The following is a 15,687-nucleotide window of genomic DNA, read 5'->3' on the forward strand; positions in this document are numbered from 1 at the left end:
TTCCTACTTTCTTGATGTCAGCATAGAAGCCAGCCGCATGAACGCGTTCTCCACACCTTCGCCCGTTTTGGCACTGGTGACCATTGCCGGCGAGCCATATGAAGTTGCAACCTTTTCCAGATCCTGTTTTGTCACTGTGGCCTTGTCCGTGAGATCGCACTTGTTGCCAATGAAAATCATCGGTATGTGGCCGGTTATGCTCTCCATCGACTTTATCCAGTATTTCAGCTCCTCAAGCGATTCCCTGCTTGTAACATCACAAACACAAATGGCCCCTTCAGCACCATAGAAATAAGATTCGCGCAGGAGTTCCCTGAACCCCTTCTGACCCATTATATCCCATATGAGCATTGAAAGATTTATATCCCGGCCGTTGTCCTTCTTGACGGTAACCTCCTTCTTCGTGACCTTGGTGCCTATTGTGGAAGTGTACTTGTCGTCAAATGTATCCAGTACGAATCGCCTGATCAGACTCGTCTTGCCGACATTGTTGTCCCCGACCAGACAAATCTTTGTCTTAATTTCCTCGTTCAGCCAAATCACCCTTGCCTAGATGCCGATGTCACTTCAGCTATTGCAACAATCATTGATAAATATATTTCATTATGCTTTCATTTAATGAAATTAACGGTTGTCACCTGTCCGAGAAGCTGGCCTTTCTCTTTTTCAGGAACGCTTCCATTCCTTCCTTTCTGTCCTCAGTGGAGAATAGTGCGTAAAAGAGCTGTCTTTCATATCTCAGCCCCTGCTGAAGTCCCTGCTCCTGTGATGCATTGACCGCCTCCTTGGCCAGCATAATAGGTATCAGTGATTTCTGCGATATGACTTTTGCAATCCTGATTGCCTCTTCGAGCGCCTTCCCATCCGGAACGAGGGAGCTTATGAGTCCCATTTTCTGTGCATCCTGGGCGGTGAAAAGCTCCCCGGTAAGTATGTACCTCATGGCACTGTATCTTCCTATTGCCCTGGTCAGACGCTGGGTACCCCCAGCTCCGGGAATAATGCCGAGATTTATTTCAGGCTGGCCAAACTTGGCACCTTCGGATGAAACTATGATATCGCATGACATAGCGAGTTCACATCCGCCCCCAAGTGCATAACCCTCAACAGCCGCTATGACTGGCTTGCGGCAGCGTAGCATATCATCCCAGACCGAAAAATCATCTTCATGCTCGAAGGAGACAAAACTCTTGCCCGACATGTCGGCAACGTCCGCACCTGCCGAAAATGCCTTTCCGTTTCCGCTAAGCACAATTACCTTTACTCCGTCATCTTTGTCAGCGGCCCTCATTGTTTCAGCAATGTGGCCCACAAGTCTGAAGTTCAATGCGTTGAGCACGTTCGGCCTGTTCAGTTTGAGCAAGAGAATGGCGTCTGTTTTTTCCACTATAAGATCTTCGTATGAGACAAAGGACATGCCATTCACATACATTTTGTTGAATAAATCATTTTCATTCCCGACTTGTAGAAGAAACAAGGCCAATGTTTGACATGGGATGTTCACCCTGAGCCAAAAGTCATGGCAATCTGTGCAAGCGAGGCAGTTCCAAGTTTCAGGACCGCTTCATCGACCTTGAACATCGAGCTGTGGTTTGGATAGACGCATCCCTTCTTCCTGTTACCCGTACCCAGAAAGTAGAAGGTTCCGGGGGCCCTCTGAAGGAAACGGGAGAAATCCTCTCCTCCCATGATCTGTCGCGCTTCAACCACACGGATGCCCTTCAGCTCCCTGAGTATTGCCTCCGCCCTCCTGGTTGCGGAGGGGTCGTTCTCAGTCACTGGATAAGCATTTTCAATAAATTTCACCTCGCACTTTGCACCTGTTGAAGTACAGACAGACTTTGAGATGTGTTCCACCAATGATTTTGCCCTTCTTCTGGTAATCCTGTCGAATGTTCTCACTGTACCTTCAAGAAGTGCATCGTCAGGTATGATGTTGTCCTTTGTTCCGGAATGGAAACTGCATACGGAGAGAGCAAATGGCTCGACAGGGTCTATCATTCGTGAACGAATCCCGTAAAGAGCCGAAACCAGTTCGGCGGCTGTATACAAGGGATCAATCGTTTCATGAGGTGAGGAGCCGTGGCCCCCCTTCCCGATAATCCTGATCCTGAACGAGTCCGGCGCTGCCATTATGGGCCCGGGTCGGAGCGCTATGGTGCCGGAGGGGTACTGCGAGCTTATATGGAGGCCGAAGACATAATCCACTTTCGGGTTATCCATCGTACCCGCCCTTATCATTGGTTCTGCTCCGCCTAAACCGCCGTGCTCTTCTGCCGGCTGGAAAATAAGTTTAACTGTCCCCTTGAGATGGTCACGATGGCGCATGATAAGTGCGGCAGCGCCGAGAAGCATGGCTACGTGGGTATCATGACCGCATGCATGCATTATTCCGGACTTCCGCGATCTGAAGGGTATGTCAGCCAGCTCTTCTAGAGGGAGTGCGTCCATATCCGCCCTGAGGCCTATGCATGGTCCCTTTTCACGTCCTTCTATTAGACCTACGACACCGTAGCCGCCTACGCCTGTCTTGTGTTTAATTCCAAGGGAGCGGAGTTTTGATGAAATGAGATAGGATGTTTCCTCCTCATGATAAGAGAGTTCCGGATTTTCATGAAGTTTACGCCTTGTTTCAATTAGTTCATCTTCGATCTCACGCGCTTCGTCAATTATTGAAGGCATAACGGTACAATCGATTTGGAATATAAACGGATGTGATTAATGGTGGAACATTTTATGCGTTGCAAAAGAAGGATTAATAACCGGTATGCTCTTTCACCGCCTGAGGCTACCTGACTATGGGCAATACAGCTGAGGGGGCAAAAGCCGGCCTGCTGGCGGGGATAGTATACGGCATACTGGATTCAGTATTAGGTGTCCTTTTTCTGACAATTTTCAAAAGCGAAATAATTTCTGTTCTGAAATCCTCCCTTCCGGCAGGCTCGCCGATAAGTGCGGCTTCCCTGTATGATCTCACGCTGTCACTTGCCGTTGTGGCAGCAATCATCGGAGGCATCATAATAGGTCTGATCCTCGGCCTGATATTCAGTGCGGTATATGGTCATCTGCCGGGCAGCAGCAGTACGTCGAAGGGACTTGTCTTTGGAGTTATAATGTGGCTCGTGCTCAATGTCCTCCTTGGACTGGGTGATCTGCGATATGGTCTCCTATACTACGTGCTGGGCGTGACTGCAGGACTGCTCATATCTCTGATATTCGGGGCGATAATGGGAAAACTGTATGACAGAGGAATGAGGAAATTGTCCCGGAATCAGGTTACAGTCGTGAACTGATCTGGTTGAAATGGCCTGCGTAACCGGGGTGGTAAGGGCTGGATATAAACTCAACGCTCTTTCTTGATCCTGTTACTGCAATAATTGTAGGTTCAATTCCGATCATTTTCTTCAGGAAAAGCTGGTCGCTGATTGGCATCGCATCTGCCGCATATTTCGTTGCAATAACTGCAAAAATTGTTGTTGAAACGACGTTTTCCCGCTTCTTCGGAACAGGCCAAATTGCGACATACATCGCCTACGGACTGCTCACCTCTGCCTTTGAAATAGGAATTGCATATTTTCTCATCAGGCTCTTCAGGAAAGTCACACTTCGCGATGGACTGACAGGACTCTTCTACGGATTCAGCCTTTCATTCTGGGAAAATGCAGTCTATATCGGCCTTCTGGCGGAACCTTACAACTTATTTAGCCTTGCCCTTGTCTATACGCTTCCTGCTGGAGTACTGTCTCCGGCCATTCAACATATGTATTCGCTGAATTACGTTCCTTTGTTATTGCCTCATCTTCTGGACAGGGGCTCATCCATGGTTGCACATCTGATGTTCGGTTTCATGACATTTGCTTCTGTGAAATACGGCAAGATCGGCAAATTCTTAGTCGTGCTGCCGCTTGGATTCACAGATTCCCTGGCAGCCTGGTACGATCTGGCCAGACCACCGCTTACCTACCTTGAAATTTCACTGATATTGCTGACGCTCACCATTATCGCTTCGCTGGCCATTCTGGTTGTATCAGGCGAACTGAAAGAGTTCAGAGATTCGCTTACATCAGAGTTCATCCTCCACAGAGTACAAGACGAAAGTAGGTGAGAGAACACAGGACCAGTTCCGGCAACAGCTAATTAAAAATAATAGACACAAATGCATAGGGGTATTGTCCTGAGCCGTGAAACGGAACAGGAAGGCGATATGAAATGAGCAATGTTCCTGAAAAACTGCTTTACACTGCAACACACGAATGGCTGAAAAGGGAAGGAAAGAACTATAAGATCGGCATAACCGATCATGCCCAATCCGAGCTCACTGACGTTGTTTTTGTTGAGTTTGAAAAGAAAGGAAAAAAGGTAAAGAAGGGCGATGTTGTCGCAAATGTCGAATCTGTCAAAACAGTTTCTGAAATTTATGCACCGGTAAGCGGAACTGTAACTGAGTTAAATGAGGAATTGACAAAATCGCCCGAAAACATCAACAGGGACCCCTACGGGGAGGGCTGGTTCGTTATAATAGAACCTGACGCAGAAACGGATTCCGCGGAACTTCTTTCACCTGCAGCCTACAGGAAGGCAATTGGTGAATAAATGGCAAGGCAGATAATAACCGGTATCACGGAAAAAGAAGGAGCGAGATATGCGCTTATCTGCGGCGACCCGGAGAGGGTTCCGAAGATTGCTTCAAAACTCTCTTCCGCGAAAAATATCATGCGCGTACGGGAGTACAACATAATGGCAGGAACGCTTGAAGGTGAAAAGGCGGTTGTTGCATCCACGGGGATTGGCGGGCCATCTACCGCGATCCTGATGGAGGAACTGGCCAATACAGGCACTGACACTTTCATCAGGGTTGGGACCTCGGGTGGCATCGCCAACGGACTCACAAAGGGAGATCTTGTCATAACAACAGGAGCTTACAGAAAGGACGGAACGAGCAGAAGCTATGTTCCAGACACTTTCCCGGCTCTTGCACACACGGATATTATATCAGCTCTGACGGCAGCGGCAAAAAAATTAGGACTGCGTTATCAGTCTGGTCTTACGCTTTCGGTTGACGGTTTCTATTCTGAAAATAAAATAATTGATAAGGGCATCATAAAATCCATGTCCCATCTCGGTTTCGCTCTTTCAGGAACCGAAAACAGTCTTGGGGATGCAAAAAAACTGGGTGTGAAAAATATAGAGATGGAGATGGGGACGGTTCTGACATTAACCACACTCTGGGGGATCCGTGGAGGAGGAGTATGCCTTGTTTCAGATGTTGCACCTTGGCACTATACCGAAGATGTCATCGACCCGGAAACAGGGATGGAAAACTGCATAGCTGTCGGTATAGAGGCAACGAGGAATATTATTCGCTCTGACAGGAAATAGATGTTTTTTTGCCTTTGCAGGGGATGCAGGTATCGTTCAGCACGTGGAGTCCAGGAAACCGGATACAGCTGAGAGGAATTTTTCTCTCTCTTCCCACATTGGAAGATGTGAACTGTTTGGAAATATTTTCAGGACTGAATCGGGTATGCCGTCGTGTATGTGTTTCGCCACCGCCGGAGTTACTTCGTCGTACTTTCCGCCGGTGACAAATGCTGGCACCCCGATGCCATGAAGGCTGCCCGAAACGTCCCAGTAGCGTATGTTCCCTATTATTGTAAATTCATTCGGTCCGTTCATAGTATTGTAAACCGGAGCGCTTATGTGCTCCAGCGAATAAACAAGCTCGGCCGGCCATTCTTTGAGACGGCATACGTGCCGCCTGTAAAACACTTCCACGGCCCTGAGATATTCTGGATTGGTATACTCACCGCTGTTTTCATATTTTTCAAGCACCGTTCTGATAGAGGCTGGGAGAAGTCGCTTCAGACGCTGCATTTCACTGCTTGCAAGTGGTACACTGGCAACCCCGCCTTCGGTGATAATACTCCTGAGATTTTTTTGATACTTGAGTGCGTATGCGATGGCCAGAAGTCCACCGTAACTTGAACCCATAAGATGTATCTTGCCGAGTTTCAACTTACGTCTCAGCTCCTCAAGCTCCTCGACACCGTTCTCGATTGTAAACAGTGCGATATTTTTCGGGAGCTCTGATTTTCCGCATCCCAGCTGATCATACAGCAAAACTTCATATCCTTCTGAAACAAGGTCAGTCATAGGAAGCAGATAATCGTGTGTTGCACCGGGTCCGCCGTGCAGACAGACTACCGTCCCCTTCCGCTTACCGCCGGCATTATCCGCTTTGAAGTATCTAAAATAGATATTGAAGCCGCGTACAGTGATTCTTCCCCCCGAACTATTCATATAAATGAATTGAATTTGGCTTATTTATGATTTATTAAAATAGGCAATCCTGCGATGCTACCGTAAAATGCGATGATGCGAATGCCAAAAGTGATTCAACCGCCTTTTCATGCTGATGCTCCTGTCCCGGTACCAAAATAAATCTACTTGACGCACCTGAACCATTGCATTATGGACATGAACGCAGATTTCAGCGGCAATCTCGCTTTTATCGGGGTATCTGAGGAAAATATTCGTATGGCCATTTTGTTTTACAGTGCATTCATCAACGAAACGTTTGAAGGAGAAAAAAATATGCCCGGAAGCATATATTTTTCCGGGGTTTACTGCATCCGCCAGAACTTCAACAACGTTGATGGAATGATTGCGGCTGCACCTGATAACGGGTATGGTGTAGAAGCACTCCTGGAGGCTGCGGAGCGACATGAAATACGGCTTGGGTTGAACGGAATGGACGGCTCCATAGCATACACCAGTGCCTGCAGCAGGAATAATCAAAAAACTGAAGAAATGGCAGCAATTGTGAATTACCAGCACAGCTGCGTTACCTGCGCAAAAGTGCCTGATATCCCGTTAAACTGGGCTGTTCATTCGACCCAAAAGTGGTGATATGGTGATGCCTGCGGAGAGACCTGAAAAGATGCTGAATTCAATGATACTTCAGGATGAAACTGACGGCAGGCAGGAGCATTGCCGTCGCCTGCCTGACACACCTGATTTCAGACTGCCGGAAGATGTGGCGATAGCGTTTGACTGCGATGGTGTCCTTGTTGACACAAGGAACTCTTACGATATAGCCGCAGTCAAAACAATCAATGAACTTCTTTCGCACCGATACGGCAACCTCTACGGCATTGGAAACATTGTCGAAAGACTCCTTTTCAGACTGCGTCTCACAGGGGAATACAATAACGACTGGGACAGTACCTACGCAATCACTGTGATCGCCTCAATAGCATTGTCGGAAACCGAGCGAAAGGAGCGGGTTCCTGAGGACACGAAGGTGCTGGAAAGAATAGGTAATCTAACTGAAATCTTCATCTCATCAGGATACTCAATATTCGATGACGGGATTCGCAGGTTCATACATACCTTCGGAGACGAAGAACTGCGCAGCAGCGTACTGAAATTCGAGAATTCGCTTGAATACGCATCAAAATACAGGAACAGCAGACTTGCCAGAACGTTTGACGCCTACTATTACGGCGATCGCATGTACACAGAAATATATGGAAAGGCTCCGGAAATGAGCAGGGGAGAGGGACTGATAAATAACGAGCTGAACGTTCTCGACGGCCACAATGCCGCAAAACTCAGGACCATTTCAAAAAACAGAATGGCGATGGTCACCGGACGGCCTTTTCAGTCTGTAGCCAGAGTACTCGGCAATTCGATGAACTACTTCAACATGGACGCATCCATTTTCCTGGGTGACTTTGACATCGATGACAAAAGACTGCTCAAATACAGAAAGCCAAATCCTGATGCGCTGTTACGATGCATGAAGTATTTCGGTGTCGATACGCTGCTGTACTGCGGCAACGGTATCGAGGACATACAGATGGCGAAGAAGGCGAAAATACTGGATTCAGGTGTCATGTTCGCAGGCATCTGCGGTTACAGTTCATATCCGGTGGAACTTGCCGGATATTTCAGGAATCAGGATGCCGAGATAATTGCTTCCGATCTCACTGAGCTCACTTCCGTGCTGCAGTCTTTCACAGAAAGCTGATCATGAGCGTACCGTTCCTTTTTTCAGAGATGCGACGAAATCCGATATATCTGACGCTTTCTCTCCCTTACCGATCCTTGAAACTATCGCGCTCCCGACAACCACACCGTCTGCACCGGCGGACGCTATCGTTTTCACCTGATCCGGCGAGGATATGCCGAAACCTATGGCGATCGGCTTGTCTGAGATCTTTCTGTATTTAGAAATCATCGGAATTACCTGACCGGACAGCGAAGACTGCTCTCCGGTGACACCGTACCTGCTTATAACATAGAGAAATCCGGATGTATATCGGGCTATTTTCGCTGCTCTCACGTTGCCCGTAGCCGGGGATGCAAGCAGTATACTGTCTATTCCGCCTGAATGGCATTCCCGCCTGAGCGCGGTGCCTTCTTCGTAAGGCAGATCCGGAACGATAACACCGCTTACGCCTGCGGCCAGCATCTGGGACACGAACATCTTTTCGCCCATCCGGTGAATCGTGTTGTAATAGCACATGACAGCGACAGGTGCCCGCTTTGAAATTTCGGAACATGCCTCGAAGACAGTTCCCACCCTTGTGTGGCTGCCTAGCGCCCTGACTGACGCGGCCTGTATCGTTGGACCGTCCGCTATGGGATCCGAAAATGGTATTCCCACTTCCACTATATCAGACACGGACGCAACTGCCCTGGCATATTCAATGAATGAAACGGGATCAGGGTCGCCCCCCATCACATATGAGATGAGTACCGACCTGTTTTCATCGCCCGCCCTGGAGAATGTCTCTGAAATAAGTGTCATGGCACCACTCCCAGACGGGCGGCCGCGGTCTCGACATCCTTGTCACCCCTGCCGCTCAGATTGATTACAATGACTGCATCCTTCGGCATGCGTCTTGCTTCTTCGACGCCCGCGTAAACAGCATGGGCGGATTCGAGCGCAGGTATTATTCCTTCGAGCTTCGAAAGGAGGCTGAAGCCTTCGAGCGCCTGGGCATCTGTGACGGCAACATACCTTGCCCTGCCGGTCTGCTGAAGAAATGCATGTTCCGGTCCTACAGAAGGATAATCAAGTCCGGCGCTTATGCTTGAAGTTTCCATGATCTGCCCGTCCTCATCCTGAAGGATTCTGCTTCTCGAACCGTGAAGGACTCCCGTGCTGCCGGCTATCAGGGGGGCGGAGTGCTTTCCTGTCCCGATGCCTTCTCCGCCCGCCTGGGCGCCAAGCAGGGAAACACTGTTATCCTTCAGGAACGGGTAGAACGCACCGATAGCGTTGCTGCCACCGCCGACGCATGCGACAATCATGTCGGGAAGACGGCCTTCGGCAGAAAGCGACTGTTTCCTAATCTCTTTGCCTATTACGCTCTGAAAATCTCTTACTATCGTCGGATACGGATGAGGGCCGACAGCGCTTCCAAGCAGATAGTGCGTATCCTCGATGTTTGTTACCCAGTCGCGAAGGGCTTCGTTTATTGCATCTTTGAGTGTCATCGAACCGGATTCGACGGTATGCACCCTGGCACCGAGTATGTTCATGCGTATGAGATTCAGTCTCTGTCTTTCGGTGTCTTTTCTGCCCATGTATATTTCGGTTCTGATGCCGAGAGCGGCACCGGCTATGGCAGCGGCAACGCCATGCTGCCCCGCCCCGGTTTCAGCAATTATTCTGGTCTTTCCCATCGCCTGGGTAAGCAGTGCCTGTCCCATGACATTATTGAATTTATGGGCTCCCCCATGCAGCAGATCTTCCCTCTTGAGATATATCTTCGCGCCTCCGGCATAATCGGTCATCCTTTCCGCAAAATAGAGTGGTGTAGGTCTTCCGCCGAAATTGGCATAATAGTAGCTGAGTTTCGAGCGAAATTCGCTGTCATGCCTGAATTTGCGGTATGCTTTTTCCAGTTCATCGAGCGCAGTTACAAGCGTTTCAGGCACGTACCTTCCACCGAACTCACCAAACCAACCTTTAGGCATTGTAATTCTCCCTTGCCCTTGCAATAAACCGTCTGACCAGATCTCTAGATTTTGCACCCCGGCTTTCCACGCCGGACGAAACATCTACTGCAGCGGGTTTCACCATAGATACTGCATTAGCGACGTTTTTCTCATTCAGTCCGCCGGAAAGCATGAGCCTGGCAGGATGTATTCTTTCCCTTATCGCAGAAGTGACGTTCCAGTCATGAACTCTGCCCGTTCCGCCGCTTGTCCCGCCGGAAAAGGTATCCGCAATAACCATGTCCGATGCGGAAGCTATAACCGCTGCTTCATCAATCCGGTTGCTGTCCGGAGCAATTAGGCATATCAGGCCGGACGAAATCGTGTTCCTCAGATGAATTATTTCCTCACCGGACAGAAGCGTGTGCACCTGGATGTAATCCGGATGAAGGAGCCGGTCAATACGTTCCAGCAACTTCGCCTCAGGTGAACGGACAACCGCGACTGTCTTTGCAAAGTCTGATGCAAGTTTGAAGAGAGGCTTCGCTTCTTCAACGGTGACTGACCTGTGGGAATCGCTTACCTCGATTATGAAGCCGATGTAATCGGCAGTTCTGCATGCGCCGACATCGGCGCTTGATCGGTTTCCGCAAATCTTCACCTCCGTCGTTGCAGTAACACCTCCCTGATGCTTTTGAGCAACCCTGTGTCTCCGCCCATGACGGAAGTTCCGACAAGCACGGCGTCTGCGCCCGCAGCAAGAATGGATTTCACCCTTTCCGCACTTCTTATTCCGCTCATGCCGATGACTGGCCTGTCCTTGCTGCATGACGAGAGTATTCTCTCACTCCTGCCTTCCTCAAGCTGAAGGGTACGCAGGTTCCTGTTATTGATTCCTATAATTTCAGCATCCGTTTCCTTGGCCTTCTCGAACTGTTCTGTAGAATTTACCTCGATGACCACTTCCATACCGTAGGAATGCGCGCTTTCCATGAGAACGTCAATATTGAATCTCGTATGTTCGAATATTTCCATGATGAGCAGCACCGCATCCGCACCGGAAGCGTACGCTGCATCAATCTGATCCGTGGCTATTACAAAGTCTTTCATCAGCACAGGCAGATCATATGATGATGCTTTCCTCAGATTATCAATAGAGCCGTCAAACCGGTGCGGCTCTGTGAGGATCGAAAGACCGCAGACACCCGCGGAAACAAAATCGGCAAGCCTCTGATTCAGATCCACGTCGCTCGACAGTTCCCTGACGGAAGGTGTCTTTCTCTTGAATTCTGTGATAACGGGGATATTGCCCGGATCCTTCATGGAGGATTTCAGTGAATGCATTTTTCTTGTCCTCTCGCCGCGTACCATGTAGTAGCCCGACATGACGAGCGAAAACGCGTTTTCAATGAAACCGTCAAGTTCATCCATTTCCGGCGCCCCCGGTTGCTTCTCTGCTGAGTGATATGAATTCCCGGAGCTTTGCGAGTGCTCTTCCGCTCTCTATAGATTCGAGCGCCCTTTCCATACCCTGTTCAATCGAGCCGCATTTGCCGGAAACATAGAGTCCTGCAGCCGAGTTCAGCAGGACGATACTCCTTTCGCCTTCGCCTGCACGGTTGTCCAGTACCCTTGCTGCAAAATCCGCGCTCCCGGCGGAATCTGCTACTGCAACGGGTTCCCATATGCCGGTACCGAACCGGCTGTAATCGCTTCCTTCGATTTCGTATTTTTCGATGACTCCATTCCTGACTTCCATTACTGCAGTTCTGCCGCGCGGAGAAATTTCATCCAGGCCGATGCCGCCATGTACGACCATTGCTCTCTCGCTGCCCAGCAGCATAAGGGCTGTGGCCAGCTTCTCCTGGTATTGATCGGAGAATACTCCCAGTACCTGTCTGCTCACACCGGCAGGGTTTGTAAGCGGGCCTATCAAGTTGAAAACCGTTCTGAAACTCAGCGCCCTGCGTACCGCAGCCACATTTTTTGTTGCAGGATGGTATTCAGGCGCAAAAAGGAACGTGATGCCGCACTGCGATAGCATCTTTTCAGCAGTTTTCGGCTCAATGTTGATGTTGGCTCCAAGCTTTTCCAGAAGATCTGCGCTGCCGGACCTGCTTGTGAAAGATCTGTTTCCATGTTTTGCAACCGGGATACCCGCCGAGGCGACAACAAATGAGCTGATGGTGGATACATTGAATGTTTTGACGGGCGCGCCACCGGTGCCGCAGAGATCTATTGTGCCCCGCGGCGCTCTGACTCTGCTGCACTTCTCTCTCATTACCGAAGCGATTGATGCTATCTCCTCGGCTGTCTCGCCCTTCATCCTCAGGGCAGTAAGGAAGGAAGCCATTTCCGCCTCTGTGGCTCTCCCCTCCATTATCTCCGTTGCAGCGTCCCTGGCCTCACTGTCCGTCAGATTCCTGCCGTCAGCCAGCTTCCTGAGTATTTCCTTCATAGGCTTCCTCTGACTATTTTCCTGAAATTTTTCAGTATCTGTCTCCCGCGTGGCGTCAGTATCGATTCCGGATGGAACTGTATGCCATACATTTCGTATTTGGAGTGTTTCAGAGCCATTATCTCACCGAACTCGCTCCTGGCAGTTACTTTGATGCATGCCGGCAATGTCTCCTCCTCAACAATCAGTGAGTGATAGCGTCCCCCCGTGGTTGGCGACGGCAGGCTTTCGAAGAGTCCTGAGCCTTCGTGATAAATGAGAGAGGTTTTACCGTGCATTACCCTGTTAGCATGCACGACCCGCCCACCATATGCGTACGCGATGCCCTGATGGCCAAGGCATACGCCAAGAACAGGTATCTCCTTTCCCATTTCCCGTATGACCTGGAGCCCTATGCCGAAATACTTTCTGCTGGACGGTATTCCAGGTCCGGGAGATATTACAATCGCATCGGGATCGATACGCCTGATACTCTTCAGCGTAAGATCGTCGTTCCTTTCCACGGAAACATCCATTCCCATTTCGCCCAGCAATTGATACAGGTTGTATGAAAAGGAGTCATAGTTGTCTATCAGCAGCAGCATCATTTTCCCCTCCCGTAAACGGACATGAGGGCACCCATCTTGTTTTCAGTTTCCTGATATTCCATTTCAGGTACCGAGTCGTATACTATTCCGCCGCCCGCCTGTAGGAATGCTTTCCTGCCATTGCAGAAAAGCGTTCTTATCGATATTGCACTGTCGAGACAGCCTGTAAAGGAATAGTATCCGACTGCACCAGCATACGGACCGCGCCTGAATTTTTCCAGCTCTTCGATAATTTCCATTGCCCTGATCTTCGGTGCGCCGCTGACAGTCCCTGCCGGGAAAATTGAGAAAAGGGCGTCTACCGGTGTCCTTCCCTTGGTCAGAATACCCTCAACCCTTGAAACTATGTGCTGCACATGGCTGTATTTTTCAACTTTCATATACTCCGGGACTGAAACGGTGCCGAACCTGCAGACCCGGCCCACATCATTCCTTGCAAGATCCACGAGCATATTGTGCTCCGCCTTTTCTTTCTCGCTTGCAAGCAGCTGCCTCCTGAGCTGCTCGTTCTCTTTCCTTGATGGGGAGGTGGGGCGTGTTCCTGCAATGGGATAAGTGGTAACCACTTTCCCCTTGACACGCACAAGCGTCTCCGGGCTTGAACCGATGACTATCCTGTCCCCGAATTTAACATAATACATGTAAGGGGAGGGATTGATGTTCCTGAGAGATTCGTAGAAATGGAGATATCCGCTCATCTTGTCGACGGACATTCTCCTCGAAAGGACGACCTGGAATATGTCGCCATCAATGATGTACTCCTTGGCTTTTTCAACAGACAGAAGATACTCCTCCTTTGAGGGTTGCGCGATTATTTTACCAAAATCCATTGCATCGTCGATTTCGTCCGCATTAGCAAGGTCCCTCTCTCTGTCATCCCCATGCGAAAAATAGAATAGGCGGTTTTTACGGTGATCATAAATGAAACCGTCTTCAAAGAGGCCCAGCTCAGCATCCGGAAAGGCCGACTCGGCATGTATATCAGGGAGTTTTTCGAACGAGCGTATTGTGTCATAGGAGAAGTATCCCACGAACCCGCCCAGATAGGGATGAGCGAAATTACCGGGCACATGGCCGTTGCCAATATGTTCATTTAGAAAATGATCTATTCTCTGCTTTGCCGTCCTGCCGTCAAATGTGATGTGCCCGTTCCTGTATGTTGCCCTAGAAACGGGCGAAGCACCGAGAAGGCTGTATCGCGCGGAATGCGCAGGCCCTGTGGCACTCTCAAGGAGGAAGCATTCGCTGTTTGAGGAGAGGAGCCGTGAAAAAAGTTCGAGCGGTTCCGTTCTTCTCTCACACTCTCTGAACAGCACCGTATCACTCCCCGAAGAAAACATGATGGACGGCTTTTGCAGCCGCTGCAAGGTCGCTCATCGAGACAGTGAAATGGTAAGCCGCGGTGGAGGCTCCTGCTGACATCATTCCGACATTGACGTCTGCTGTTGCAATTGCACCGAATACCTTTGCGGCAATTCCCCTGGTCTTTCCAAGCCCCTCTCCGACCGCACAGAGGAGGGCCACATCGTATTCCGTCTCTATCTTATCCAGCCCCCTGGAAATGATGCCTGAGAGTGTTTCTGCCGACAGCTCCATATCCTCTGAGCGCAGCAGGAAGGCAATACAGGTCTGGGATGTTGTCGCGGATATTATGTTGATTCCGGCATTGCCAAGATGTCCTGAAATGCCTGAAATCGTCCCGGACGTATATCCTCCACCGGTTACATATGCACGTATAATTCCAAGATCCTTGAGGCAGGAGACACTTTTCACAATGCCCGTCGTCTGCCTCTTGCTCGAGGTTATCAGTGTGCCTTCAGAATCAGGATTGGCGATATTCCTGATCCTGATTGTTATGTTTCCCAGACGGACAGGGTCCACTGCCTTCGGATGAAGAACCTCGGCACCAAAATACGATAACTCCGCTGCTTCATCATAAGATATTTCATCAATAAGCTTCGCCTGGGGAACCAGTGTGGGATCGGCCGTGAGGAAGCCGTCGACATCCTTCCATATCACTAGCCTCCTCGAATCAAGCGCATAGGCTACAATCGCAGCACTGTAGTCGGTCCCATTTCTTCCGAGCAGTGTTATGTTACCCCTGGGATCCCTGCCAAAGAAACCCGTTACCACCGGAAGATGGCCGGAGGATATGGAAGCGCGAAGCTTTCTTCCTGCGATCCTTTTTGACTGTTGCAGGTCTGCGGTTGCACTTACATAATCCGTGTTTGTTACGACACCGAGTGCGTCCGAGTCAAAGACGCGGGAGTCGCGGCCAGAATAGTTGAACGCTGAGGAGATGACGCGAGCGGAGAGTCGTTCCCCGAAACTGAGGATCAGAGCCTTTGTCCGGGGTGTCAGCTCCCTTGTATAGTATACACCATACAGAAGCCGTTCCATATTTTTGAGCAGCCGTTCTATCGCCTTCCTTCCATCCTCCATCACTGGTCCCGACGATATTTCGGACAGAAGACTGATGTGTCTTTCCCTCAGGAATGAAATAAGCGAGATGATGCTCTTTTCACTCAGACGATTGGTGACTGTCTCCAGTATGCGGTCGGTGACGCCGGACAGAGCACTCACAACGACTGTCAATTTTTTTTCATCGTTGCTGAGATTGAGCATTTTGTACAGCCCGTCTGCGTTTTTAAGACAGGAACCGCCGAACTTCATTACAGCTATCCCAGCCAT

Annotated in this window: 19 protein-coding genes; 6 read left to right on the forward strand and 13 right to left on the reverse strand. The window is 49.7% G+C overall.

What is annotated here, in order from left to right; translation table 11 throughout:
* Positions 1-3: 3 nt before the first annotated feature.
* The 3 genes from KIS29_00515 to KIS29_00525 form a co-directional block, all read right to left on the reverse strand.
* Complete coding sequence (locus KIS29_00515) at positions 4-543, reverse strand: GTP-binding protein (protein ID MBX8638805.1); 540 nt, start codon at positions 541-543, stop codon at positions 4-6.
* Between the two features lie 91 nt (positions 544-634).
* Positions 635-1,417, reverse strand: a complete 783-nt coding sequence (locus KIS29_00520; GenBank protein ID MBX8638806.1) for an enoyl-CoA hydratase/isomerase family protein — start codon at positions 1,415-1,417, stop codon at positions 635-637.
* An 83-nt stretch (positions 1,418-1,500) separates the two neighbouring features.
* Positions 1,501-2,682 carry an amidohydrolase gene (locus KIS29_00525; GenBank protein ID MBX8638807.1) on the reverse strand — a complete coding sequence of 394 codons (1,182 nt, stop codon included), beginning with the start codon at positions 2,680-2,682 and terminating at the stop codon, positions 1,501-1,503.
* A 116-nt stretch (positions 2,683-2,798) separates the two neighbouring features.
* On the opposite strand from KIS29_00525, the gene KIS29_00530 reads away from it, so the two are divergent.
* Positions 2,799-3,293, forward strand: coding sequence for a hypothetical protein (locus KIS29_00530; protein ID MBX8638808.1), 495 nt, complete (start codon positions 2,799-2,801; stop codon positions 3,291-3,293).
* Here KIS29_00530 and KIS29_00535 read toward each other — a convergent pair.
* The gene (locus KIS29_00535) at positions 3,277-3,528 is read right to left on the reverse strand and encodes a hypothetical protein (protein ID MBX8638809.1); all 252 of its coding nucleotides are present in this window, start codon (positions 3,526-3,528) and stop codon (positions 3,277-3,279) included. The two genes, KIS29_00530 and KIS29_00535, sit on opposite strands and share 17 nt — an antisense overlap.
* Before the next feature lie 262 nt (positions 3,529-3,790).
* On the opposite strand from KIS29_00535, the gene KIS29_00540 reads away from it, so the two are divergent.
* The 3 genes from KIS29_00540 (at position 3,791) to KIS29_00550 (ending at position 5,379) form a co-directional block, all read left to right on the forward strand.
* Positions 3,791-4,105, forward strand: coding sequence for a hypothetical protein (locus KIS29_00540; protein ID MBX8638810.1), 315 nt, complete (start codon positions 3,791-3,793; stop codon positions 4,103-4,105).
* A 104-nt stretch (positions 4,106-4,209) separates the two neighbouring features.
* The gene (gene gcvH / locus KIS29_00545; protein ID MBX8638811.1) at positions 4,210-4,593 is read left to right on the forward strand and encodes a glycine cleavage system protein GcvH; all 384 of its coding nucleotides are present in this window, start codon (positions 4,210-4,212) and stop codon (positions 4,591-4,593) included.
* Positions 4,594-5,379, forward strand: a complete 786-nt coding sequence (locus tag KIS29_00550; protein ID MBX8638812.1) for a nucleoside phosphorylase — start codon at positions 4,594-4,596, stop codon at positions 5,377-5,379. It abuts the gene before it with no gap.
* Positions 5,380-5,415: 36 nt separating this feature from the next.
* Here KIS29_00550 and KIS29_00555 read toward each other — a convergent pair whose 3' ends face one another.
* Complete coding sequence (locus tag KIS29_00555; GenBank protein MBX8638813.1) at positions 5,416-6,300, reverse strand: proline iminopeptidase-family hydrolase; 885 nt, start codon at positions 6,298-6,300, stop codon at positions 5,416-5,418.
* Positions 6,301-6,471: 171 nt separating this feature from the next.
* Here KIS29_00555 and KIS29_00560 point away from each other — a divergent pair, with 171 nt between their 5' ends.
* Both KIS29_00560 and KIS29_00565 read left to right on the forward strand, forming a co-directional pair.
* Complete coding sequence (locus tag KIS29_00560; GenBank protein MBX8638814.1) at positions 6,472-6,909, forward strand: hypothetical protein; 438 nt, start codon at positions 6,472-6,474, stop codon at positions 6,907-6,909.
* 7 nt (positions 6,910-6,916) lie between these two features.
* Positions 6,917-8,032 (forward strand): hypothetical protein, encoded by a 1,116-nt coding sequence (locus KIS29_00565; protein MBX8638815.1) that lies wholly within the window; start codon positions 6,917-6,919, stop codon positions 8,030-8,032.
* Here the strand turns inward: KIS29_00565 and trpA are convergent, their stop codons facing one another.
* Genes trpA through KIS29_00605 form a run of 8 tightly spaced genes read right to left on the reverse strand, consistent with a single transcriptional unit; the run spans position 8,033 to position 15,687 of the window.
* Positions 8,033-8,815, reverse strand: coding sequence for a tryptophan synthase subunit alpha (gene trpA, locus KIS29_00570; protein ID MBX8638816.1), 783 nt, complete (start codon positions 8,813-8,815; stop codon positions 8,033-8,035).
* Positions 8,812-9,990 (reverse strand): tryptophan synthase subunit beta, encoded by a 1,179-nt coding sequence (gene trpB / locus KIS29_00575; protein MBX8638817.1) that lies wholly within the window; start codon positions 9,988-9,990, stop codon positions 8,812-8,814. Before trpB ends, trpA begins: the two co-directional genes overlap by 4 nt.
* Entirely contained in the window at positions 9,983-10,612 is a 630-nt protein-coding gene (locus KIS29_00580) for a phosphoribosylanthranilate isomerase (GenBank protein ID MBX8638818.1), read from the reverse strand. The genes trpB and KIS29_00580 overlap by 8 nt, the downstream gene beginning before the upstream one ends.
* Positions 10,609-11,382 carry an indole-3-glycerol-phosphate synthase gene (locus KIS29_00585; GenBank protein MBX8638819.1) on the reverse strand — a complete coding sequence of 258 codons (774 nt, stop codon included), beginning with the start codon at positions 11,380-11,382 and terminating at the stop codon, positions 10,609-10,611. The genes KIS29_00580 and KIS29_00585 overlap by 4 nt, the downstream gene beginning before the upstream one ends.
* Positions 11,375-12,409 carry an anthranilate phosphoribosyltransferase gene (gene trpD, locus KIS29_00590; GenBank protein MBX8638820.1) on the reverse strand — a complete coding sequence of 345 codons (1,035 nt, stop codon included), beginning with the start codon at positions 12,407-12,409 and terminating at the stop codon, positions 11,375-11,377. Before trpD ends, KIS29_00585 begins: the two co-directional genes overlap by 8 nt.
* The gene (locus KIS29_00595) at positions 12,406-12,993 is read right to left on the reverse strand and encodes an aminodeoxychorismate/anthranilate synthase component II (GenBank protein MBX8638821.1); all 588 of its coding nucleotides are present in this window, start codon (positions 12,991-12,993) and stop codon (positions 12,406-12,408) included. Before KIS29_00595 ends, trpD begins: the two co-directional genes overlap by 4 nt.
* The gene (locus KIS29_00600; protein MBX8638822.1) at positions 12,993-14,363 is read right to left on the reverse strand and encodes an anthranilate synthase component I family protein; all 1,371 of its coding nucleotides are present in this window, start codon (positions 14,361-14,363) and stop codon (positions 12,993-12,995) included. The genes KIS29_00595 and KIS29_00600 overlap by 1 nt, the downstream gene beginning before the upstream one ends.
* Positions 14,317-15,687: an aspartate kinase gene (locus KIS29_00605; protein ID MBX8638823.1), complete on the reverse strand. Its 1,371-nt coding sequence runs from the start codon at positions 15,685-15,687 to the stop codon at positions 14,317-14,319. The genes KIS29_00600 and KIS29_00605 overlap by 47 nt, the downstream gene beginning before the upstream one ends.

This window comes from Candidatus Sysuiplasma jiujiangense, from assembly GCA_019721075.1.
GTDB lineage: Archaea > Thermoplasmatota > Thermoplasmata > Sysuiplasmatales > Sysuiplasmataceae > Sysuiplasma > Sysuiplasma jiujiangense.